This window comes from Rhodococcus sp. MEB041 (assembly GCF_030208955.1).
Classification (GTDB): domain Bacteria; phylum Actinomycetota; class Actinomycetes; order Mycobacteriales; family Mycobacteriaceae; genus Rhodococcoides.
The window spans coordinates 395,200-415,997 of the sequence record NZ_JARVSZ010000004.1; the positions used below are offsets into that span (position 1 = coordinate 395,200).

Annotated in this window: 23 protein-coding genes and 1 pseudogene; 7 read left to right on the plus strand and 17 right to left on the minus strand. The window is 69.7% G+C overall.

Annotated elements, in window-relative coordinates; translation table 11 throughout:
- From QRN16_RS13920 to QRN16_RS13970, 11 genes are all read right to left on the minus strand, one after another.
- Window positions 1–945 (minus strand): amino acid--[acyl-carrier-protein] ligase, encoded by a 945-nt coding sequence (locus QRN16_RS13920; RefSeq protein ID WP_056443985.1) that lies wholly within the window; start codon window positions 943–945, stop codon window positions 1–3.
- 2 nt (window positions 946–947) lie between these two features.
- Window positions 948–2,144: an acyl-CoA dehydrogenase family protein gene (locus tag QRN16_RS13925; protein ID WP_027506959.1), complete on the minus strand. Its 1,197-nt coding sequence runs from the start codon at window positions 2,142–2,144 to the stop codon at window positions 948–950.
- A gap of 6 nt (window positions 2,145–2,150) precedes the next feature.
- On the minus strand, window positions 2,151–2,405 hold the full coding sequence (locus tag QRN16_RS13930) for an acyl carrier protein (RefSeq protein ID WP_027506958.1): 255 nt from the start codon (window positions 2,403–2,405) through the stop codon (window positions 2,151–2,153).
- A gap of 155 nt (window positions 2,406–2,560) precedes the next feature.
- On the minus strand, window positions 2,561–3,814 hold the full coding sequence (locus QRN16_RS13935; protein WP_285187509.1) for a YibE/F family protein: 1,254 nt from the start codon (window positions 3,812–3,814) through the stop codon (window positions 2,561–2,563).
- Between the two features lie 462 nt (window positions 3,815–4,276).
- Window positions 4,277–5,284, minus strand: a complete 1,008-nt coding sequence (gene add, locus QRN16_RS13940) for an adenosine deaminase (RefSeq protein WP_285187534.1) — start codon at window positions 5,282–5,284, stop codon at window positions 4,277–4,279.
- Window positions 5,281–6,552, minus strand: a complete 1,272-nt coding sequence (locus QRN16_RS13945) for a pyridoxal phosphate-dependent aminotransferase (protein WP_027506955.1) — start codon at window positions 6,550–6,552, stop codon at window positions 5,281–5,283. Before QRN16_RS13945 ends, add begins: the two co-directional genes overlap by 4 nt.
- An 84-nt stretch (window positions 6,553–6,636) precedes the next feature.
- Entirely contained in the window at window positions 6,637–7,284 is a 648-nt protein-coding gene (locus QRN16_RS13950; RefSeq protein ID WP_285187537.1) for a hypothetical protein, read from the minus strand.
- On the minus strand, window positions 7,281–7,859 hold the full coding sequence (locus tag QRN16_RS13955) for a hypothetical protein (protein ID WP_285187539.1): 579 nt from the start codon (window positions 7,857–7,859) through the stop codon (window positions 7,281–7,283). The genes QRN16_RS13950 and QRN16_RS13955 overlap by 4 nt, the downstream gene beginning before the upstream one ends.
- 22 nt (window positions 7,860–7,881) lie before the next feature.
- Window positions 7,882–8,154: a DUF4235 domain-containing protein gene (locus tag QRN16_RS13960; RefSeq protein WP_027506952.1), complete on the minus strand. Its 273-nt coding sequence runs from the start codon at window positions 8,152–8,154 to the stop codon at window positions 7,882–7,884.
- Window positions 8,151–8,522 (minus strand): DUF3618 domain-containing protein, encoded by a 372-nt coding sequence (locus QRN16_RS13965; RefSeq protein ID WP_051613631.1) that lies wholly within the window; start codon window positions 8,520–8,522, stop codon window positions 8,151–8,153. The genes QRN16_RS13960 and QRN16_RS13965 overlap by 4 nt, the downstream gene beginning before the upstream one ends.
- Complete coding sequence (locus QRN16_RS13970; RefSeq protein ID WP_051613630.1) at window positions 8,519–8,959, minus strand: phage holin family protein; 441 nt, start codon at window positions 8,957–8,959, stop codon at window positions 8,519–8,521. The genes QRN16_RS13965 and QRN16_RS13970 overlap by 4 nt, the downstream gene beginning before the upstream one ends.
- 147 nt (window positions 8,960–9,106) lie before the next feature.
- Here QRN16_RS13970 and QRN16_RS13975 point away from each other — a divergent pair, with 147 nt between their 5' ends.
- Window positions 9,107–9,286 carry a DUF2613 domain-containing protein gene (locus tag QRN16_RS13975; protein WP_235579024.1) on the plus strand — a complete coding sequence of 60 codons (180 nt, stop codon included), beginning with the start codon at window positions 9,107–9,109 and terminating at the stop codon, window positions 9,284–9,286.
- A gap of 5 nt (window positions 9,287–9,291) precedes the next feature.
- On the plus strand, window positions 9,292–10,308 hold the full coding sequence (gene pgfA / locus QRN16_RS13980; protein WP_285187542.1) for a cell envelope lipid trafficking protein PgfA: 1,017 nt from the start codon (window positions 9,292–9,294) through the stop codon (window positions 10,306–10,308).
- Here pgfA and galK read toward each other — a convergent pair.
- The 4 genes from galK to QRN16_RS14000 are packed head-to-tail and all read right to left on the minus strand — an operon-like array spanning window position 10,299 to window position 14,959.
- A complete protein-coding gene (gene galK, locus QRN16_RS13985) occupies window positions 10,299–11,456 on the minus strand; it encodes a galactokinase (RefSeq protein ID WP_285187543.1) in 1,158 nt (385 codons plus the stop codon). The two genes, pgfA and galK, sit on opposite strands and share 10 nt — an antisense overlap.
- A complete protein-coding gene (galT, locus tag QRN16_RS13990; protein ID WP_285187545.1) occupies window positions 11,453–12,598 on the minus strand; it encodes a galactose-1-phosphate uridylyltransferase in 1,146 nt (381 codons plus the stop codon). The genes galK and galT overlap by 4 nt, the downstream gene beginning before the upstream one ends.
- A 55-nt stretch (window positions 12,599–12,653) precedes the next feature.
- Window positions 12,654–14,189 carry a hypothetical protein gene (locus tag QRN16_RS13995; protein ID WP_056444000.1) on the minus strand — a complete coding sequence of 512 codons (1,536 nt, stop codon included), beginning with the start codon at window positions 14,187–14,189 and terminating at the stop codon, window positions 12,654–12,656.
- A complete protein-coding gene (locus tag QRN16_RS14000) occupies window positions 14,186–14,959 on the minus strand; it encodes an ABC transporter ATP-binding protein (RefSeq protein WP_285187549.1) in 774 nt (257 codons plus the stop codon). Before QRN16_RS14000 ends, QRN16_RS13995 begins: the two co-directional genes overlap by 4 nt.
- Window positions 14,960–15,044: 85 nt before the next feature.
- Here QRN16_RS14000 and QRN16_RS14005 point away from each other — a divergent pair, with 85 nt between their 5' ends.
- The 5 genes from QRN16_RS14005 (at window position 15,045) to lhgD (ending at window position 19,138) form a co-directional block, all read left to right on the plus strand.
- Window positions 15,045–15,731 (plus strand): SOS response-associated peptidase, encoded by a 687-nt coding sequence (locus tag QRN16_RS14005; RefSeq protein ID WP_056444003.1) that lies wholly within the window; start codon window positions 15,045–15,047, stop codon window positions 15,729–15,731.
- Between the two features lie 69 nt (window positions 15,732–15,800).
- Complete coding sequence (pnuC, locus tag QRN16_RS14010) at window positions 15,801–16,430, plus strand: nicotinamide riboside transporter PnuC (protein ID WP_037186937.1); 630 nt, start codon at window positions 15,801–15,803, stop codon at window positions 16,428–16,430.
- Window positions 16,427–17,479, plus strand: coding sequence for an AAA family ATPase (locus tag QRN16_RS14015; protein ID WP_285187553.1), 1,053 nt, complete (start codon window positions 16,427–16,429; stop codon window positions 17,477–17,479). Before pnuC ends, QRN16_RS14015 begins: the two co-directional genes overlap by 4 nt.
- A complete protein-coding gene (locus tag QRN16_RS14020; RefSeq protein ID WP_056444006.1) occupies window positions 17,476–17,943 on the plus strand; it encodes an SRPBCC family protein in 468 nt (155 codons plus the stop codon). Before QRN16_RS14015 ends, QRN16_RS14020 begins: the two co-directional genes overlap by 4 nt.
- Before the next feature lies 1 nt (window position 17,944).
- Window positions 17,945–19,138: an L-2-hydroxyglutarate dehydrogenase gene (gene lhgD / locus QRN16_RS14025; protein ID WP_285187555.1), complete on the plus strand. Its 1,194-nt coding sequence runs from the start codon at window positions 17,945–17,947 to the stop codon at window positions 19,136–19,138.
- 90 nt (window positions 19,139–19,228) lie between these two features.
- Here the strand turns inward: lhgD and QRN16_RS14030 are convergent, their stop codons facing one another.
- Together QRN16_RS14030 and QRN16_RS14035 are read right to left on the minus strand one after the other, a co-directional pair.
- Window positions 19,229–20,143 carry a type IV toxin-antitoxin system AbiEi family antitoxin domain-containing protein gene (locus QRN16_RS14030; RefSeq protein ID WP_285187557.1) on the minus strand — a complete coding sequence of 305 codons (915 nt, stop codon included), beginning with the start codon at window positions 20,141–20,143 and terminating at the stop codon, window positions 19,229–19,231.
- A 326-nt stretch (window positions 20,144–20,469) separates the two neighbouring features.
- Window positions 20,470–20,798, minus strand: a pseudogene (locus QRN16_RS14035) (Fe-S oxidoreductase); the annotation flags it as partial.

Below are 20,798 nucleotides of genomic sequence, written 5' to 3' on the forward strand. Positions count from 1 at the left end.
TCAGCTGAGGCGGAGCGACGCCGGCCACCGCGAGGTGTCGAGGCCGTGAGTACGCACCATCGCGAGGGCGATGCGCTCCATACCGAAACCGACACAGGCACTGTGGGCCTCGTTGCCGTCCGCGGTACGGATGTCGAAGGTCTGGCCGAAGTGGTCGCGGTGGCAATTGCACGACACCACCGCGGTGCCCTCGTCCAGGTCGCCGTAGAGGCGGACGACCAGCTCGGTCTTGAGGTTCTCGTTGCGCTGGTTCGCGGCCAGCATGCGTCCCGCGCGACCGAAGAACGGGTCGTTGGCGATGACGGGCGAGGCGTCGAGCCCGAGGTCGGACAGCACCGTCATGCCGCGTTCGATCCACGACTCACGGTGCTCCACTGCCTGATCGGGCGTGCCGACCTGGACGAACTCGTGCATCCGGAACGCCTGCATGCGAGCAGGATCCACGGCGGGCTCGTGGCGGAAGCAGTACCCGTAGACGTCGAGCATGGTGCCGCCGTCGGGAAGCTGACCGGTGAGCATGGAGTAGGACGGGTGGCACGCGGCCGACACCAGCATGGTGCCGGCGGACTCGAGCCAGTGGTCCCAGTCCTTGCCCTCGGACCGTGCCGCGAGCAGCTCGGCGTGGGCCTTGTTGTCACCGGAGAAGGTGGTGATGGCACCGGTGAGGTTGGGGAACGAGGCGATGTAGTCGGTCTTCTCGAACGCATCGCGCGGGAACACCGGCGGGAACCGGAAGCGGCGCAGCGCATCTCCGTGTGCGGCAGCGCCTGCGGCCTTCACCTTGGAGTCGATGAGATCGATGATGTCCTCGAACTCGCCCGAGCGGCCGTAGAGACCGTCGAGCGAGCTGGGGACGAGGAGACCGGCGCCGACGAGCTGATCGCGGAAATCGGCACGAGCGAGATCGAGGTCGGAGACCACGTCGCGGTCGAGTGTGGAGGTCATGGTCAGATCCCCTTGTAGACGAGCGAGAGCTGCGCGTTGTGGTTGAGGATGCGCTCGTTGCTCACCATGATCGCGGAACCGTGCGAGTCGCGGAGGTGGCGGCTCATGCGGAGCTCACTGTCCTCGCGGTAGCCGGCGATGCCGCAGATGAGCAGCGCGCGGGCGACGATGTCGATGAGCAGATCGGACGCCGTGACCTTCACGTTGTTGATCTGCAGCGCGAAACCGATGGCGCTGAGCGCAGCCGGATCGTCGGCGATGGAGTCGAACTTCGCGGCGGCCGTGAACACGGTGTCGGACAGCTGCTGATGGACCACGAGCAGCTCGGCGAGGCGCGCGGCGGACGGCGGCGTGACACCGGGCGTCTTGCGGGCCAGCTTCTGCACGGACTTGCGAGCCTTGCGCACCGCGGCGTCGGCGATGCCCAACCAGGCGCCACCCCAGAGGACGTGTGCCGAGGGCAGCATCGTCTGGGCCGAGATGTCGCTGTACGTGGCGGGAACGACCCACTCCGCCGAACCCGATGCGCGGAGCATGAAGCCGGGGCTGCACGTACCGCGGAAGCCCATGGTGTCCCACGTGCCGGTCTTCTGCAGCGTGACATCCTCGCGCTGACACGCGACGAGCACCTGATCGCTGGGCGCTGCGTCGGGGGACCGACGGGCCGTGGCCAGGATGACGTCGGCGTACTCGCCGTACGAGATGACGGGGGCATTCTTGGTGAGCGTGTAGCGGTCGCCGTCGTACTCCACCGCGCACCCGCTGGTGCGGACGTCGCCACCGATGTTGATCTCGGTGGTGGCGGAGGCCACGAGGGGCTGCTCCACGACCATGTTCGCCAGGAACTCCCGGATGACCGGGGACTCCATACCGTGGCGGGTCAGCGACAACACCTGCGTGTGGTGCATCGCGTAGATCATCGCGGTGGACGCGCACTCGCCACCGAGAGCGCGGCCCACGGTCGCGAGTTCGGTGAGTGTGAGTCCGGCGCCCCCCAGCGACGTCGGAACCGACGCGGAGAGCAGGCCCGCGGACTTGAGCGCCTGCACCGACTCCGTGGGGAAGCGAGCCTCACGGTCGACGAGCTCGGCGTTGCTGCGCACCACGGCGAGCACGTCCTCGAGCGGGATCTGCGCCAGGCCTGCGGGCGCGTCCGGATCGATGGGGGGAAGGGCGGAGGGAGCCTCGAGTGTGGTCATCTCAGATCACGCCAGCTCTGCGACGGCGTCGGCGATGGCCGAGACGCTCGCGAACGTGGCCTTCTGCAACAGGCGATCCGGGAACTCGACATCGAACTCGTCCTCGAGGCCGATCATCACATTGACGCTCGCGTGCGACGTCAGACCTGCGTCGTACAGATCGGCGTCGTTGGCGACTGCGTCGATGGCGACCGGGAGCTTTCCGTACTTGTCGAGTACCCGGCGGATACGGTCGACGTCCTCTGCGGCCAGAGTGTTCATTGTGTGTCCTCACATAGTCGTCGTGCTCTGCGAAGTTGCGTCAAACAAACGCGCAGGTTCCCGAACCCACTGAAACAATACAGGAGAATGTTTTGTAGTGCCAGTGCATACCTCGTGGCCGAACTCTGTGAAGTTTCCCGATGCGCGGTCGAGCGTCAGCGCGCGGAGTGGCGACCGCTCACGGGGGCGCGTCCGCGGGGTGGCCGGGCGAGCATCACGGCGATCGCGGTGGTGAGCGGAACGGAGAGCGCGAGCGCCGTGCCGCCCACGCACGAGCGGACGATCTCGATGGCCACCGCGTCTCCGGTCAGGACGTTGCCGAACGAGCGGCCGGCGACACTGAAGAGCAGCAGCAGCGGCAGCGCACCACCCGCATAGGCAAGGACGAGCGTGTACACGGTGCTGGCGATGTGGTCCCGCCCGACGCGCATCGCGGACGTGAAGATCGACCGCCGGGTGGCGTCGGGATCGAGTGCCGCGAGTTCGAAGGCTGCCGACGCCTGGGTGATCGTCACGTCGTTCAGCACGCCGAGCGATCCGATGATGAACCCGGCGAGCAGCAGCCCGGTGATGCTGACATGGTCGAGATAGGCCTGCACGTCGGTGTTCTGTTCCTCCGACAGACCGGTCACCCGGGTCAGCCTGATGGCCGCTTCGGACAGTCCCGCGGCGACGCCCATCGACACCACGGTGCCGAGCAACGCTGAGCTGGTGCGCAGATTGGGCCCGTGCGCCAGATACAGCACGCCGTAGAGGATGACGGTGCCGCCGACCAGGGCGACCAGGATCGCGGACCGGCCGTCGAGGATCGCGGGGAGCACGAAACCCACCAGCACTCCGAGCGCGAGACCGAGTCCGAGCAGGGCGCGCAGCCCGCGCCACCGCGCGACCACGCAGATGACGACGGCGAAGACCGCGACCACCAGCAGCAGCGGCGTGGTGCGGGAGTAGTCGTCGAACCCGTAGATCGCGGTCCCGCTGTCGTCGGTGCCGCGGACGAGGCGGATCTCCTCGCCGACGCGCAGATCGGGCGTACCCGGCCCGGGCGTCACCTCGAGCAGGGTGCGGGTGCCCTCGTTCACGCCGGTGTCGATCGAGACGATGCTGCGGTTGCACTCGAAGCCCGAGACGGTGGGCGGAGTGGGGGCGCCGCTGAAGACGCGCCCGTTGGACGAACTGCCACACGGACCGATGTCCTGCGACACCACGGTGCCGTACTCGGTGGCCACGACGCCGCCGGCCGCGCTCTGGAACGGCGCGGGGACCTCGACGGTGCGATCGCTGGGCCACAGCAGCACCACTCCCACGATCGCGGCGATGCCGACGACGGAGAGGATGCCGAGCACCAGTCTCGCGGCGATCTTCCCGATGGGGGCGGGACCGGAGCTGTGTCCGTGGCCGTGTGTCACGACGCCAACACTAACGGTGGCGCGGACAAGGATTTGGGGGCGCGAGCGACGCGGGACGAAAGCGGGTGGCGGGGAAGCAGGGGGGGTGTCCCCCGCCACCGACCGAGCGGCCCACCGGGGGGGTGGGGGGCCGTTCGGCGCTTTCGGAACCCCGAAGGGCTCATGTACGAACATACCCGCGAACGCACGGTTCGATCATCACGGGGTTGAAAAATGTGCCCGAGACGTTGTGTTGTGTCACACAGCGCGGTGTATGGCACTGCGCGTCACACCAAGTGCAGGTCAGGGAGTGTGCCGGCGCTACCGTAGGGGTTCCGGGTTCTCGTACGTGTTGCAGCATCCGCGGGAACCTGGAACGCCCGCGGGAACCTGGGACACGCCGTGCTGCGAGGGTTCCGTGAGGCGCACACCCCCTGCAGCCTGCGGGGAGGGGTGTGGAGCGCTGGACGGCGTGCAGCGCCCCTAGACCTCCGGGAGTTCGACAGCCGCGATCTCCGCCCGCAACTGCTCCTTCAGGTCCGCGTCCGCGTACGACGCGTCCACCCCCGCGAGGGCGAGCGAACGCAGAGCCGACCCGTCCAGCCCCATGCCGTGTGCGGCGAGGTACTCGGTGGTGAGGTCGGTGCCGAACATCGACGGGTCGTCGCTGTTGAGCGTGACCGTCAGCCCCGCGTCGATCATGGCCGGCAGCGGGTGCACGTCGAGCGACTCGACGACGCGGGTCCGGATGTTCGAGGTGGGGGACACGTCGAGCGGGATCCGGTGCTCGATCAGGTGCGCGACGAGCTCGGGGTCGCCGAGCGCGGCGATGCCGTGGCCGATGCGTTCGGCCCCCAGATCGCGCAGCGCCGACCAGATGCTGTCCGGCCCGCCGGTCTCGCCCGCGTGGGGGAGCGAGTGCAGTCCCGCCGCGCTCGCCCGCGCGAACACGTCGGCGAACTCCGCCCGCGGCACCTCGATGCCCCCGATGCCGAATCCGACGATCGAGTCGACGCGATGCGCCAGCACGGCGTCGAGGGTGCGGTTCGCGGCGTCGGTACCGAAGTCACCGGGGAAATCGGGGATCCATCGCGCGACGATGCCGGTCTCGGCCTCAGCACGCAGCCGGCCCTCCTCGACACCCTCGAACACCGCCGCCGCGTCCACCCCACGCATGAGGTGCCCGAAGAGACTGATGTGCATCTCGGTGTACCGCACGGCGTGCGTCGCCAGCGCGGTGAGGCTGTCGTACGCGAGCCGCGCGAAGTCCTCGGGATCGCGCAGCACGCCGATCGACGTCAGGTACACCTCGATGAAGTGCGGGAAGTCGCGGAACTCGAACCACTCCCGCAGCGCGTCCTCGGTGCGCGGGATCGCGTCGACCTGATGCTTGTCGGCCAGCGCCTTCAGCGTGCTCGGCCACATCGACCCCTCGAGGTGGACGTGCAGCTCCACCTTGGGCAGCGCCTCGACGAACGCCCTGACGGTCACTGCCGGTACGACGACAGGAAATTGCCGAACCGTTCGATCGCCGTGCGCAGATCGCGGGCCCACGGCAGCGTGACGATGCGCAGGTGATCGTGGTCGGGCCAGTTGAAGCCGGTTCCCTGCACCACCAGGATCTTCTCCTGCAGCAGCAGGTCCTGCACCAGCTTCTCGTCGCTGTGGATCTCGTGCACCTCGGGATCGAGGCGCGGGAAGGCGTACAGCGCACCGCGCGGCTTGACGCAGCTCACGCCGGGAATGGCATTGAGTCCCTCCCACGCGACGTCACGCTGTTCGAGCAGTCGCCCGCCCGGCAGGATGAGGTCCCCGATGCTCTGGTGGCCACCGAGTGCGACCTGAATGGCATGCTGCGCAGGCACATTGGGGCACAGGCGAGTGGACGCCAGGAGGTTGATGCCCTCCAGGAAGCCCGCGGCGTGGTCCTTGGGTCCGGTGATCGCGAGCCAGCCCGCGCGGTATCCGGCCACCCGGTAGGCCTTGGAGAGACCGTTGAAGGTGAGGCACAGCAGGTCCGGCGCCATCGTCGCCATGGACACGTGCTGGGCGCCGTCGTAGAGGATCTTGTCGTAGATCTCGTCGGCCAGCAGCAACAGGCTGTGCTTGCGTGCCAGCGCCGCGATCCCCCGCAGCACCTCTTTGGAGTACACCGCACCCGTCGGGTTGTTCGGGTTGATGACCAGGAGCGCCTTGGTGCGATCGGTGATCTTCGACTCGATGTCCGCGAGGTCGGGGTTCCAGTCGTTCTCCTCGTCGCAGCGGTAGTGCACCGCCTTGCCACCGGACAGCGTCGTCATCGCCGTCCACAGCGGGTAGTCGGGCGCCGGGATGAGGACCTCGTCGCCGTCGTCGAGCAGCGCCTGCATCGTCATCGTGATCAGCTCGGACACGCCGTTGCCGAGATAGATGTCGTCGACGTCGAGGAACGGGAAGCCGTCGACCAGCTCGTAGCGAGTGACGATGGCGCGGCGGGCCGACATGATGCCCTTGGACTCGGAGTACCCCTGAGCCGTGGGGAGCGCGGCGATCATGTCGCGCACGATCACGTCGGGTGCCTCGAAGCCGAACGGCGCCGGGTTGCCGATGTTGAGCTTCAGAATGCGGTGGCCCTCGGCCTCGAGACGGGCGGCGTGGGCGTGCACGGGTCCACGGATCTCGTAGAGGACGTTCTGCAGCTTGACGGACTGCTCGAGCGGGCGCAGCGTGCGCTGGCCGGCCTGGCGCGGCGTCGTGTCTGATGTGCTCACGTCCGCCATCGTCTCACTGTCGGCCCCGTCGAGTGGTCTGCCCCCGAGCAGTCCAGTGACTGTCGGGGGCAGACGGTGAGTCGACGGGCGGTGTCAGCTGTCCTTCGACGCCTCCGCGACGTCCGCCAGGCGTTCGGCGTCGTCGCGCTTCTCGGCGGCGTCCTCGAGCTTCTCCGCCGCGTCCTCGATCTCCTCGGTGCGCGGAGCCTTGGCCTCGGCCTCGCGGCGTTCGACCTCCGACAGCTTCGCTTCACGCTCGGCCTCGGCCGCCGAGATCCGCTTGTCGGCGATGTCGTCGGCGCGCGACTTGCGGTCCTCGAGTCGTGCGGCGGCCTTCTTGCCCGCGGCCACCTTGTTCTCGATCTCCTGGTCGGCCGCGTCGGTCGCCTTCTCCTCGGCGGTCTCGCGAGCCTTCTTCGCCCGCGTCGTCGCCTCGTCGACCCTGTTCTGCGTCTCGCGCGTCGCCTGTGCACGCTTCTCGCGGGCCTGCGCCTCGAGACGGGTGGCCTTCTCGAGATCCGCGGCCGCGCTGCGCATCTTCTGGCCGCGCCGCGCGAGGCTCTCGTCACCCAGGACGGCACCCGCGGTGGCGTCGATGCCTCCGACGATCTGCTGATACGTCGCACGGACCGGACCCTCGGCGTCGAGCCGACTGATCACGGTGGACTCGAACGCCTGCAACGGAAGTCGTGCGATCGAGTACTGCAGTCGCAGGATCCGGCGGGGCAGGGACAGGCTCACTTGGTCTCCTCGGTGTCGGTCGACGCGGCCTCGCGCTCGGCCCGGGCGGCGCGCTCGCGTGCCTGCGCCGCCTCCTGCTCCAGTGCGTCGGCCTCGTCGAGCTTCTCGTCGTACTCGCTTCGCGCAGCGGAGATCTCGTCGGCCGCACGGGCCTCCTCCTGCTGCCGCTCGCTGGTGGCCCCGGCGATGCGCCGCTCCGACTGTGCCTCGGCGGCGACGCGACCCTGCTCGGCGTCACGCATCGCGTCGGCCTCCGCCGTCGTGTGCGCACGGAGCCGGTCGTTCTGTGCCGCAGCCTCGGACGCGTCGGTGCGGTCCTCGACAGACTGCCGTGCGACGTCCGCCTCGGCCTCCGTCTCCGCGATGTCCTGCTGCGCCTCCTCGATCTCGAGGGCGGCGGCGGTCTCGGTGGCCTCGGCCTCGCGGCGGCGTTCCACCTCCGCCTGCTCGAGCCGCCCGCGATCGGCGAGTTCGTCGTTGTTGGTCACGGCGCCGGCCACTTCCTTGGCACGGCCCTTGATCTTGTCGACGAAGTCGCTGCGCGCCTCGGAGGCTGCACCCTGGTTCTCGGTCACGAAAGGCTCCTTCTGATGATCGTCACTTGGGGTCTTCCTTGGCGAGTGCGCGAAATCCCTTGGCGCCGGCGCGGTCGACCCCGGCCTTGACCAGCCCGTACACGACACCGTGCAGCGCTGCGGCGATCAGGACCTCACGGTTGGTGCGTGAGAGGTCCTTCGGATCGGGCATCTCTGCGTCGTTCTTGCCGACGCGCTTGTAGATCTGGTTGAAGATCTGTCCGGCGACCAAGCCACCGACGATGCTCGTGGCCAGGGAGAGCGGCTTGTAGAACGCCTTCGACGTGCTGGTCATCGGCCGGCCAGGATGTCGAGGACGCTCTGTCGGCGCAGCGCCGTGCGCGCACGACGACGGCGGACCAGGGCCACGAGGACCACGGCGGCGAGCGCACCGGCGAGCGAGATGCCCGCGACCTGCGGGTTCTCCTTCACCTGCGCGACACCCTCCTGTGCCTTGGCGACGCCCTGCTGAGCGACCTCCTGCACCTTCTCCGTCGACTCGTGGGCCGCGGCGGAGACGCGAGCGGGCACGTCGACCTTGGCCGCGAGCGCCTCGACGGTCTCGGCCAGCTCCTCGCGCTGCTGCTCGACGGACGGCGGCTCGGCATCGGCCTCGGTACGCAGGGCGTGACGCGGTTCGGACGCGTCCTTCGGGTCGGTCATGAGTGAGCCTTTCGGGCGTTCTGGACGGTCTCGACGTCGCGCTGGACGCTGGCGACGGTGGCGGCAGGTGCAGGCGGAACGGCATTCTTCGCCTTGGTCGCGCCGACCTTGGCGAGGATGCCGCCGACGATCAGCAGGACGACGGCGACGATCAGTGCCGCGAGCCACGGGTCGAGCACCGTCGCCAGGCCGAGGACGGCGGTGGCGACGAGGGTCGCGAGGCCCAGGAACAACAGCAGGGCGCCGGCGCCGGAGACACCGATGCCGACCCCGAGCTTGGTGCCCTTCGACTTGACCTCGTCGAGTGCGCTGCTCACCTCGGTGCGCACCAGCGTGCTCACCTGCTGGGTCAGGCGCTCGACCAATTGCACGGTGGACAGATCGGCCGCGGCCGGTGCGCGGCCGCCCGTATCGCTCGTGTGCCGGGTTTCGTTCATGAGCCGGGTTGTACCCGCGACCCGACCGGGCGAAACGGGAGCCTCCAGAGGTCCGCGCCCAGATCGTGGACTGTTCACAACGTCGGGACGGCCTCGGGCGGTGTCCGAAATGACACAGTTGGACGTCGAGGATCGGATGTGGGGGACGTGGCTGTGAGAAGTGTCGTGGTGCCGGCTGTGGCCAGCCTGCTCGTGGGTGGGGTGTTGTCCGCCGGCGCGGTGGTGGGCCTGACGTGGTCCGCCGAGGAGACCGTCCGGCCGGAGCCGGTGGTCACCGCCGATCCGTCGGCCTCGGTGCTCGGCGACGTGCAGTACGGGAGCAGGTGACCGACGTGGCGCGACCTACCCTCCTGCGCGGCAGCGCGTGTGTCCTGCTCGCGATCGGCAGTGCGGCCGTGGTGGGGGCGATCATGCTGCCCACCTACGTCGAGCATCGACTCGCGGTGACGCCCCTGGACATCCGCACCACGACGGTCGCGGTCACCGATCCGGGAACCGGCGGCGACGTGCTCGACGCGACGTCCATCACGCGTCCCGGCCCGCTGTCCGTGGCCACCGGGGTCCCGCTGGTGGTGCAGCGCTTCATCACCACCGAGGATCCGAGCGACGCGGATCGCGTGACGTTCCAGTCCGGCGCGACCGTGCGCCGTGCGGACCGGGAGGGCGATGCCGGTCTGCTGACCGCGTCGGTCGACCGGGTCACCGTCGATCGACGCACGTCGCAGCCGGTCGATCCGGTTGCGTCGTTGCAGACCACCGTCGGCAAGCCGGCCATCCCGGTGCCGCGGACCGGATATCAGCAGCGCTTCCCGTTCGACACCCAGCCGATCACGTACTCGGTCTACGACGCGACGGCCTGGACGAGCTTCCCTGCAGAGTTCGTCGAGGAGATCTCGATGGACGGGCTCCCGATCTACCACTTCCGCACGCAGGTCACCGGTGCCGATCTCTCCGAGACGACGCAGTCGCCGATCAACTCCGTGACGTTGCCCGCGTCGAAGTGGGGGCTCGAGGGGCTCGGTGCGCAGTCGATCACCATGAAGCGGTACTACTCCACCGTTCGCGACATCTACGTCGAGCCGCGCAGCGGCAGTCTCGTCGGCGGTCGTGAGCAGCCCTACCAGTACTTCGCGCGCGACCCTGCCGTTCCGGAGGTCACCGTGTTCAAGGCGACCCTCGGGCTCGACGAGGACGGGCAGAAGGAGCAGCTCGACCGCGCCCGCGAGTCGGCCACCAAGCTGATGTGGCTCACCGACCGCGGACCTGTGCTGCTGTGGTCCGTCGGGGGCGTCGGTCTGGTTCTGGGTGCGGCGCTACTCGTCGTCTCGGGTCGGCGTTCTCAGCGCTGACGGTGCGCTGACCCGGACGGGGTGGCGGTGAGGAAGGTGGGGGTGGGCAGCCCGGCTGCCGATGCCGCCTCGGTGACCGCGTCCGCGACCGCCTCGGTGCGCGTCCGGTCGACCAGGGCGATGGCCGAACCGCCGAACCCGCCGCCGGTCATCCGGGCGCCGAACGCGCCGGCGTCCAGCGATGCCCGGACGGCGGAGTCCAGTTCGGGCGAGCTCACCTCGTAGTCGTCACGCAGTGATCGGTGCGATGCGGTCAGCAGCGCCCCCAACGCCGCGAGATCGGGTGTGGCATTCAGGAGTTCGGCCGCCTGCTCCACGCGGACGATCTCGCTGGTGACGTGCCGGACGCGTGCCGCCGACACCTGGTCGGTCATCGCGGACGCCGCCGCCTCCGGGTCGAGACCGCGCAGCGTCGACACGCCGAGGTCGGCGCACGCCTTCTCGATCGACGCGCGCCGCCGGCCGTACTGACCGTCGACCAGCCGATGCGGTGCGTTCGTGTCGATGACGAGGATCTCCGCGTCCGGGAGATCGAGCGGAATCTGTCGGGAGGAGAAGTCGAGACAGTCCAGCAGCAGCGCGTGGCCCGGTTCCGCGAGCATCGCGATCGACTGATCCATCCCGCCCGTCGATGCGCCGGCGATCTCGTTCTCGGCGCGGATGCACGCGTCGATCAGTGCCCGCCGGTCGGCGTCGAGATCGAACAGGTCCCGAAGCGCCACCGCCACAGCACATTCGAGAGCAGCCGAGCTGGACAGACCGGAGCCCACGGGGACGGACGAGTGCACCGCGATGTCCGCGCCCATCGTGAGCCCCAGCGCCCACGAGACGCCGGCGACGTACGCGCCCCACCCGTCCGGGCTGCCGGGAGCGATGGCCGACAGTGCGATACCCCAGTGCATGTCGGAGCCTGTCGACGCCGCCCGCAGTACTGCGTCGTCGCGTCGGCGGGCCGCGACCGCGGTGACGTAGGGCAACGCGAAGGGAAGGACGAGCCCGCCCGCGTAGTCCACGTGCTCGCCGATCAGGTTCACCCGTCCCGGCGCGATCCAGACGCCGTCCGGCTCGCCGCCGAAGGTCGTGCGGAACCGTTCGACGGCACCGTCGGCGAGCTCGGCCTCGTCGACGACCGGCAGCCACGCGGTCACGCGAGCACCTCCCGGAACCTGTCCGCGATGGCCTCGGGTGTGGTGTCGTTGATCCACGCGCCCATGGCGGACTCGGATCCGGCCAGGAACTTCATCCGCCCGGGCGATCGCATCATCGAGAACAGCTGCAGGTGCAGACTCCCCAGGTCACGGTCCGCACCGACGGGAGCCTGGTGCCACGCGGCGATGTAGGGCACCTCGTCGACGCCCTCGAAGAAGTCGTCGACCGCACGCAGCAGAGCGCGATACACGCCGGCCAACGCGTCGCGTTCGGCCGTCGACAACGCAGCGAGATCGGGAACGGCGCGGCGCGGGGAGAGGTGCACCTCGACGGGCCAGCGGGCGGCCGCCGGCACGTAGGCCACCCAGTACTCGGTGTCGACGACGATGCGGCGGCCGGACCGCAGCTCGGTGTCCAGTACGTCGGACAGCAGTGAGCGACCGGTGCGGTCCCGGTGCAGCCGGGACTGCCGGATCATCGCGTCGGTCCTCTGCGGCAGGTACGGGTAGGCGTAGATCTGCCCGTGCGGGTGAGTGAGGGTCACCCCGATCTCCCGCCCCCGGTTCTCGAAGCAGACCACCTGGCGCACCCCCGGAAGGGCGGACAGTGCCTCGGTGCGGTCGGCCCACACGTCGACGATGGTGCGCACCCGGTGCAGGTCGAGCGAGGCGAAGGAGGCGTCGGGGTCGCTGGCGAAACACACCACCTCGCACCGGCCCGTGCCGGCAGCGAGCGGCCAGAGCTCCTCGCCGTCGACGTGCGACGGAAGGTGCTGCGCCGCTGCCGACTGCGCGAGGGAGGGGAAGCGATTCTCGAAGACCACGACGTCGTAGTCGGCAGCGGGGATCTCGGTGGGTGGGCGTCCCGGGCGGCTCGGCGCGAGCGGGGACGCGTCGGGCGGTGGGAGAAACGTGCGGTCCATCCGCTGCGCGGCGATGACCACCCAGTCGCCGGTGAGCACGTCGAGTCGCATCTGCGACAACGACTCCGACGCGGGGAGGGGGCGCGTGTCCACCAGGTCCCGCGTCTTCTCCCCGGACACCCAGGGCTCGGAGTCGTCGAAGTACAGCAACTCTCGACCGTCGGCGAGGGTGGTGCTGGTCTTGCGAACGACGTGCGTCGACGGTTCGTGCATGGTCATGCCTGTGTGTTCCTCGCTCTCGGCTCCCCGGACCACATCGTGCACGGAATCGTGATCAGGCGCTGACGGTTGCGAAGATCTCCGGGCCGCGGCTGGTCACCAGAGCCACGGCTCGACGCCGGGCCACCGCCACGATGCATCCGCCGAGCAGCAGGGAGACGACGGGCGCGAGCCAGACGAGGACGCCCGGGAGGGCCAGCGCGATCAGGACGCCCGGCAGGCACAGGAGGGCACCCCCGGCCATCACGGCGAGCGTCCACCCGATCGCACGGCCGGTCATCGACCCGCGGGAGTTGAACGCGCTCCCCGCGGTCTGTCCTGCGACGACGTACGGGCTGGCCGCCGACTGCACGGCGCCGGCCGCGGCAGTGGCCAGGGACGCGGCCACGACGACGGCGGCCGCCACGGGGAGAGTGCGCGGCGACGGATCGCCGACGAGGCGACCGAGGACAGTCCCGACGGCGCCGAACGCCGCGGCCACCACCGCCGCGATGACGAGACGCGCGTCGATGACGCGTCGCGCCACACCCGGCACCGACGTGACGCGCCACGCCGCTGCGCCGTCGAGGCCGTACGAGTTGGCGAACATGCTGCTCGTCAGCAGGATCACGATCGGTGCGCCGTACTGCAGGCCGTAGATGTCGGTCGAGGTGGCCATGAGCACGACTCCGACGAGCAGGAACACCCCCGGCATCGTCAGCAGTCCCACTCGGCGCGGATCGACCAGCAGCAACCTGCTCTCGGCGGCGATGGCCGTGATCATCGGTCCACGCGCACGGAACGTCGTCGTCCGACGGCGGTCGGTCCGGGAGCGGGGCGGCGTGCTGTCGAGCGCGGCCGACACCGCCGAGGTCCACCACCGCACCACCAGTGCGCCGAGTCCGGCGAGCGCGACGGCGACGAGGACGGGCACCCACCACCTCCCGTCGTCGACTGCCTCGCTCGACACCGCCGCCCATCCCGTCGGCAGGACGCGCACCGCGGTGCGCAGGAAGGTGTTGTCGGCGAACGACGTCGAGACGTTGCCGAGCAGGAGGAAGGCCGCGTACGCGGCCGCGGCGACGACGGTGCCACCGATCGTCGAGAGGATGCGGCCGCGTGGAGTGCGCGATGCCGCATCCAGGCGGAGGACGGCGACACGGGACACGGCGAGCGCGACACCGACGGTGAGCAGGGCGATCACGGCGGTCACGATGCGTGCCACGGGCGAGACGTCCGGGACCGCGACGGGCGTGAGGGCGAGTCCGACGACGAGGAAGACGGTCACCCCGCTGCGCGCACCGATGAGGGCGAGGGCTCTCCGGAGATCGTCGGCACGCACCGGTAGATGGCGCACGTGCGCCGGGACGAGTCCGCGGTCGCCCACTCCGGTCAGCAGGGGAGCGACGACGGTGAGGACGACCACCACCACGGCGCACAGTGCGGCGAGCGTGGCACGCGCCGAGGGCTGTGCGCTCAGCGTGATCGCGTACATCGCCCCGAGCGACGCGATCGCGGTGATCACGATCGCGATGCGGGCACCCGATCCGGTTGCTGCTCTGCGTATCTCGCGATCCAACGACAACAGTGTGCGGACCGGCGCGCTGATCATGAGCCCAGCCACGGCAACTCGGCCGACTGGTCACCGCCGCCGACCGCGTCGAACAGCGCGCCCTCGAGGGTGCCGCCGGCACGCACGTCGTCGATCGTGCCGGCGGCCAGCAGAGAGCCGCGGGCGAGAATGGCCACGTGCGAGCACATCTGCTCGATGAGCGGCATGGAGTGGCTCGACACCATCGCGGTGCCGCCCCGCGCGACGAAACTCTCGAGAAGGTGCCGAATGGTGCGGGCGGACATGGGGTCCACCGCCTCCAGCGGCTCGTCGAGCACGAGGAGCCGTGGCGAGTGGATCATCGCCGCGGCCAGGCCGATCTTCTTCTTCATACCGGCGCTGTACGTGGAGACCGCGCGGTCACCGGCCTCGGCGATGTCCAGCACCGCGAGCAGTTCCTCGCAGCGTTCGTGCGCCACCGCCGGATCGAGACCGTGCAGCACTCCGACGTAGTGCAGTGCGCGCCGACCGGGCAGGGCCTCGGGGAGGGACGGCCCGTCGGGAAGCAGTCCGACGCGCCCGCGGGCGGCGACCGGATCGGCCCACACGTCGTGACCGTCGATCCACACCTGCCCGGCGGACGGGCGCACGATGCCCGTCGCCATCGACAGAAACGTGGTCTTGCCTGCTCCGTTGGGTCCGACCAGCCCGTACAGCGTGCCGGGCGGTACGAACAACGACAGGTCGCGCACGGCCGGTGCGCTCCCGTCGTACTGCTTGCTCAGCCCCCACGACTGCAGCGCGCCGGGTGTCTCGTCCACGGTCGACATGCGATCCCCCTCGTCGGTGGCGGTACTTTCCGACACTAACCAGACCGCCTGGCATGTCGCTACCCGTGCGGGGCAGAATCGAGGGATGTGCGGTCGCTACGCCAGTACCCGGTCCGACGACGACCTGTCGTCCATCTTCGATGCCGCCGTGGCGCTGGGGGAGGCGCCGGAACCGTCCTACAACGTGGCGCCCACGGATCCGGTGCGCATCGTGCTCGAGCGTGGGGAGGAAGCGCGCCAGCTGCGGACGGTCCGATGGGGTCTGATCCCGTCGTGGGCGAAGGACCGGAAGATCGCGAGCAGGCTGATCAACGCGCGGTCCGAGACCATCACCGAGAAGCCGGCGTTCCGCAAGGCCGCGGCGAAGCGGCGCTGCCTCGTTCCCGCCGACGGGTACTACGAGTGGGAGAAGCGCGAGGGGAAGAAGATCCCGCACTTCCTGCACACGGACGGTGTTCTCGCGATGGCGGGACTGTACGAGCTGTGGCCGGATCCCGCACTGCCCGAGGATGATCCGGGCAAGTGGGTGTGGACCACGACTGTGCTCACCACGACGGCCACCGACGCGCTGGGGCACATCCACGACCGGTCACCCGTCGTGGTGCCGGCGGACATGCGCGATGCCTGGTTGGACCCGACGCTGACCGATCTCGGCGCGGTGGCGGACCTGGTCCAGTCGATGCCCGAGCCGCACCTGTCTCCGTACGAGGTGAGCACGGCCGTCAACAGCGTGCGCAACAACGGGCCGCAGTTGCTCGAGCCGGTGGCCTGACCAGGGGACGAGTTGCACTTCGAGCACTTCTGCGCCATGCTTAGCGCATAATCACGCTAAGGAGGCGTCATGACCCTGATCGAGTGGCTCGGATCCACCGCGTTCGTGTCCTTCGGGGCACCCACGTCGTGGGTCGAGGTCGTCGGATTCGTCACGGGCGCCACCTGCGTCGTCCTGGTCGCACGGCAGTCGGTGTGGAACTGGCCCATCGGTATCGCCAACAACCTCGCGTTCGTCCTGCTGTTCTTCGGCGCCGGGTTGTTCGCCGACGCGGCGCTGCAGTTCGTCTACATCGCTCTCGCCGTGTCCGGATGGGTCCTGTGGGTCGGCGGCGGCACGCAGGGGCCGCTGGTGGTCACGTCCACCAGCCGTCGGGAATGGTGGTGGCTCGGCGCCGTCGGCGTGACGGCCACGCTGGCCATGACGTGGTTCCTCGACACCGCGACGACGTCGGTCGTGCCGTTCTGGGACGCGGTGACCACCGTGTTGTCACTGCTGGCGACGTGGGGCCAGGTGACGAAGCGTCGCGAGTCCTGGTTCCTGTGGATAGCCGCGGACGTCGTGTACGTGCCGCTCTACCTCTACAAGGACCTGGTGCTGACCGGTGTTCTCTATCTGGGATTCATCGCGCTGTGCGTTGCCGGGCTGCGAGCGTGGACACGGTCGATGACCCCCGCCGCCGTCGAGGTGCCGGCATGAGGCACGCGCTGATCATCGGCAAGTTCTATCCGCCGCACGTCGGTCACCACGCGATGGTCCGGTTCGCCGCCACGGTGGCCGACCGGGTGACCGTCGTGGTGATGGCAGCCACCGTGGAGTCGGTGTCTCTGCGAGACCGTGTGGCGTGGATGACCGAGTCGCACGCAGGCGACGAGACGGTCACGATCACCGGCATCGTCTGCGACGCACCGATCGACCACACCTCACGGGCCGTGTGGGCGGCCCAGGTGGCGTGCATGCGCGCGGCCGTCGGGGACGAGCCCGTCGACGTGGTGGTCACCAGCGAGCCGTACGGCGAGGAACTGGCGCGGTGGTTCGACGCTCGACACGTGGCGTTCGATCTGCCGCGCAGCACCTTCCCGGTGTCCGGGACCGCGTGTCGTCGCGACCTCGCCGCCTCGTGGCGCTGCCTCGACGCGCCCGCCAGAGCCGGTCTGGCGACGCGCATCGTCGTGGTGGGTTCGGAGTCGACTGGCACCACCACCGTCGCCGGAGCGCTGGCTGCCCACTTCCGACAACGGTGGCCGGACACCGAGTGCGTCGACGAGTTCGGCCGGCAGGACACCCTCGACAAGGTCGCGGAGGCCGGGTCGGTCGACGACATCGTGTGGACCGGTGACGACTTCGCCCGCATCGCGCGCACCCAGACTGCCCACGAGGACGCGGCAGCGCGGCGCGGATCGCCTGTGCTGATCTGCGACACCGACGCGTTCGCGACGACGGTGTGGGAGCGGCGTTACCTCGGCCCCGAGTCACACCTCGCCGTCGCCGACGATCGCCCCGCCGTGTATCTGGTGACGGATCATCACGGAGTTCCGTTCGTGCAGGACGGTATTCGTGACGGTGAACAAGTGCGGGCGGACATGACCGGGTGGTTCCTCGACGCGCTCACGCGCACCGGCCGGTCCTGGGTGTTGTTGACGGGGAGCCGTGCGGAGCGCCTGCAGTTGGCGATCCGGGTGGCGGAGCAGGAACTTCGGCGACGAACCACCTTCACGGCGCCGCTCGGCGGCATACTCGAGGCATGACCGCACTCGAGCATTCCGACTCCATCGTGATCGCCGCGTCGCCCGACGCCGTGTACGCCCTCGTCTCCGACGTCACCCGGACCGGGGAGTGGAGCCCGATCTGCCAGGAGTGTTGGTGGAACGACGGTGGCAGCGCCGACGTGGTCGGGTCCACCTTCACCGGGCGCAACGTCACCGCCGACCGCACCTGGGAGACGGTCTCGACCGTCGCCGTCGCCATCCCGGGCACCGAGTTCGCCTGGCTCGTCGGCGACTCGTTCGTGCGGTGGGGATACACCCTCGAGGCAATCGACGAGAACTCGACGCAGCTCACCGAATCGTGGCTGTTCACCGAGCAGGGGATCGAGTACTTCCACACGAAGTTCGGCGATCGCGCGCAGGAGGAGATCGAGATCCGCCGTACCGCCGCACTCGACGGGATTCCCCGCACGCTCGCCGCGATCAAGGCGATCGTCGAGTCCTGACATGCACGGTGAGCACGTGGTAGTGGTCGGGGCCGGCATCGTGGGCCTCGCGACGGGGCGGGCGCTGGTGCGCCGCGGGTACCGGGTGACGGTGCTGGACAAGGAGTCGGACATCGCGACTCATCAGACGGGCAACAATTCCGGTGTCATCCATTCGGGTCTCTACTACGCGCCCGGCAGCCTCAAGGCCACGCTCGCCGTGTCCGGTTCCGTGTCGATGCGGGACTTCGCCCGCGAGCACGACCTGCCCGTCGACGTCTGCGGCAAGCTCGTGGTCGCCACCACCGAGGCGCAGGTACCGGCACTGCGAGCCCTGGCCGAGCGCGGCGCCGTCAACGGGGTGCCGTGCCGGATGATCACCGCGGACGAGGCGCGGGAGTACGAACCCGCGGTGCGCGCGGTGGCGGCGCTGCGAGTGGAGTCCACCGGCATCGTCGACTACCGGGCGGTGTGTGCCACGCTGCGACGTGAGATCGAGGACGCCGGCAGTGACGTGGTGCTGGGCGCCGAGGTCGTCGCGATCAGTGGATCGATCGAGGTGCGCTGTCGCACAGGGCAGTCGGAGACGCTGATCGCCGCCGACCTGCTGGTGAACTGCGCCGGACTGCACAGCGACCGCATCGCCCGCATGGCCGGAGTCACCCCGGCCGTCCGCATCCTGCCGTTCCGCGGCGAGTACTTCGAACTGGCACCGCAGTACAGCCACCTGGTGCGCGGGCTCATCTATCCGGTGCCCGACCCGACGCTGCCTTTTCTCGGCGTCCACCTCACCCGCATGATCGACGGCACCGTTCATGCCGGACCGAATGCCGTTCTCGCACTGGCGCGCGAGGGCTATCGGTGGCGCGACATCGCGCCGCGCGACGTGGCCGACGCGCTGGCATGGCCCGGGCTGTGGCGACTCGGTCGGCGCTACTGGCGCACCGGAGCGCAGGAGGTGGCCCGGTCGGTGTCGTCCGCGCGCTTCCTCGCCAGTCTGCGCGAGCTGGTGCCGGACCTGCCCTCGGACAGCCTCGTCCCCACCCATGCGGGAGTGCGGGCTCAGGCGATCCACCGCAGCGGTGCACTGGTCGACGACTTCTACTACGAACAGCGGCCCGGCCAGGTGCACGTGCTCAACGCGCCCTCACCCGCCGCCACCGCGGCGCTGGGTATCGCGGAGCACATCGTCGGGCAGTTGGAGGGGGCGCGGTAGGGGCGGTGTGTCTTTGGGTGCTGCTGGTGGCGTCGTGCACCGGTTGCGTTGAGCTGCAACCCGTTCCGCAGGCTGGAGGGGGTGTGGATGTCACGGTCGGCGTGCGGATCGCGCCTCGGCGCGGCGGATCCGCCCGATGATCGACTCGGGGAACTCCAGATCGCCCCACGTCCAGCGCGCCATCTCGTACCCCGTGTCTCGGATCTCGTCCTCCCGGAGCTTCTCGCGCCACAGCACGTCAGCGGGAGTGTCACCCGTGGGCACGAGGCGGCCGTACTTCACGCGCCCGTCGAACTCGCCCACCACGTTCGACTCGGGCAGGAAGAAGTCCACGCGATGAGATCGGTTCGCACAGTGCACCATTCGCTGCACCTCGACGACGAAGCCCGACTCGTGGAGCAGTACGCGGCTCCGTGACTCGCCGACGCTCTCCGCTCCAGCGTTCATGAACCGAGCCACCCGCAGCGCGCGAGCGTGGCCGTTGCGGGTCGGCCGTCGGGCGAGCACCGCCGCCACCTCCGTGCCGAGTACCCCGAGCCGACGCGCGGCATCGTCCGCCGCGCAGACGGCCTGCTCGAACGGGAGGCTGCAGGCCAGGTCCGCGATCGTGCGGGCCACAGTGGTCACGCGGAGGCCCTCCACCTCGGTGACCTCGTCCGGGTCGTAGGGCGACGCGTGCACTGTGCGGAGCTGTCCGCGGCGACCCCCTGTTCTACGGTTCCGCGTCAGGTGGACGGTGCCCAGCGGCACGTCCCACAGCGTGATCCCGTGCAGCAGGGCGGCACTCGCGTGGCTCGACACGGTGTCGGGGGCGGTCGCGCGCGCCATGGTTGCCCGCACGACGAGGAGGTGCCGATCGGTGTCGGTCAGGTTCTCGACGTCACGCGCACCCGCGTAGGCCCCGCGGCGCAGGCGGGTGAGGGTGCCGTCGCGGCAGAGTCGGCGGAGCTCGGAGTCGGTGAATCCGTCGGTCAATGCCTGAGAGCGCGTGATGATGCGGGCCATGCCCCGATCGTTGCCGCACCGATGGTGCTCGGGCGGGGCTCCGGTGCCCCGCTGGGGATGGTCCGAGGCCTGTGGATGCGTGAGCTGCACAGGGTCCGTGACGCGTACACCCCTCGCAGCACGCTGGACAGGGTGTTCGGAGGTGGCAAGTGGTGTGTGGCTCTGGGGGAGCGGAGCCGCGTGCCGGGTGCTGCCTTCTGCGGTGCGGGGCCTGTGGTGCCTTCTGCGGTGCGGGGACTGCGGTCCCGAGCCGCACACCGCACACAACGCGAACACCCTCCCCAGCACGCTGGAGAGGGTGTTCGGCTACTGCAACGGGTGTTCGGTCAGGACCTCTTGCCCGGCGCCTTCGCTCCCGACTTGAACCCGAGCCCACCGGCCTTCGGCTGCGGTGGCGCCGGGGTGTCTGCGGGCTCCGCGGCGCCGTTCGACTCCGCGGCACCATTCGACTCCGCGGCGCCGTTCGACTCGGCAGCACCGTTCGACTCCGGCGTAGAAGCGGCCGTCTCCTCGGGTGCCTGCTCTGCGGGTGCCGCCAACTCCGGTGCCTCCGACTCGGCAGGTGCCTCCGGCTCGGGCGCTGCGGCGGGTGCCGCGGAACCCGGTGCCTTGGCGCCGGGCTTCTTGAACCCGGACTTCACGGCGAGACCCTTGG

What these genes read in the sequence shown, in the direction of transcription:
- QRN16_RS14015 (WP_285187553.1), top strand. Translation starts at nt 16,427, where the DNA reads ATGAGGCACGCGCTGATCATCGGCAAGTTCTATCCGCCGCACGTCGGT.
- QRN16_RS14000 (WP_285187549.1), bottom strand. Translation starts at nt 14,959, where the DNA reads ATGTCGACCGTGGACGAGACACCCGGCGCGCTGCAGTCGTGGGGGCTG.
- pnuC (WP_037186937.1), top strand. Translation starts at nt 15,801, where the DNA reads ATGACCCTGATCGAGTGGCTCGGATCCACCGCGTTCGTGTCCTTCGGG.
- QRN16_RS14005 (WP_056444003.1), top strand. Translation starts at nt 15,045, where the DNA reads ATGTGCGGTCGCTACGCCAGTACCCGGTCCGACGACGACCTGTCGTCC.
- galT (WP_285187545.1), bottom strand. Translation starts at nt 12,598, where the DNA reads ATGACCATGCACGAACCGTCGACGCACGTCGTTCGCAAGACCAGCACC.
- QRN16_RS13930 (WP_027506958.1), bottom strand. Translation starts at nt 2,405, where the DNA reads ATGAACACTCTGGCCGCAGAGGACGTCGACCGTATCCGCCGGGTACTC.
- QRN16_RS13925 (WP_027506959.1), bottom strand. Translation starts at nt 2,144, where the DNA reads ATGACCACACTCGAGGCTCCCTCCGCCCTTCCCCCCATCGATCCGGAC.
- QRN16_RS13920 (WP_056443985.1), bottom strand. Translation starts at nt 945, where the DNA reads ATGACCTCCACACTCGACCGCGACGTGGTCTCCGACCTCGATCTCGCT.
- QRN16_RS14020 (WP_056444006.1), top strand. Translation starts at nt 17,476, where the DNA reads ATGACCGCACTCGAGCATTCCGACTCCATCGTGATCGCCGCGTCGCCC.
- QRN16_RS13960 (WP_027506952.1), bottom strand. Translation starts at nt 8,154, where the DNA reads ATGACCAGCACGTCGAAGGCGTTCTACAAGCCGCTCTCCCTGGCCACG.
- QRN16_RS13945 (WP_027506955.1), bottom strand. Translation starts at nt 6,552, where the DNA reads ATGGCGGACGTGAGCACATCAGACACGACGCCGCGCCAGGCCGGCCAG.
- QRN16_RS13970 (WP_051613630.1), bottom strand. Translation starts at nt 8,959, where the DNA reads ATGAACGAAACCCGGCACACGAGCGATACGGGCGGCCGCGCACCGGCC.
- QRN16_RS13965 (WP_051613631.1), bottom strand. Translation starts at nt 8,522, where the DNA reads ATGACCGACCCGAAGGACGCGTCCGAACCGCGTCACGCCCTGCGTACC.
- QRN16_RS14030 (WP_285187557.1), bottom strand. Translation starts at nt 20,143, where the DNA reads ATGGCCCGCATCATCACGCGCTCTCAGGCATTGACCGACGGATTCACC.
- QRN16_RS13995 (WP_056444000.1), bottom strand. Translation starts at nt 14,189, where the DNA reads ATGATCAGCGCGCCGGTCCGCACACTGTTGTCGTTGGATCGCGAGATA.
- lhgD (WP_285187555.1), top strand. Translation starts at nt 17,945, where the DNA reads ATGCACGGTGAGCACGTGGTAGTGGTCGGGGCCGGCATCGTGGGCCTC.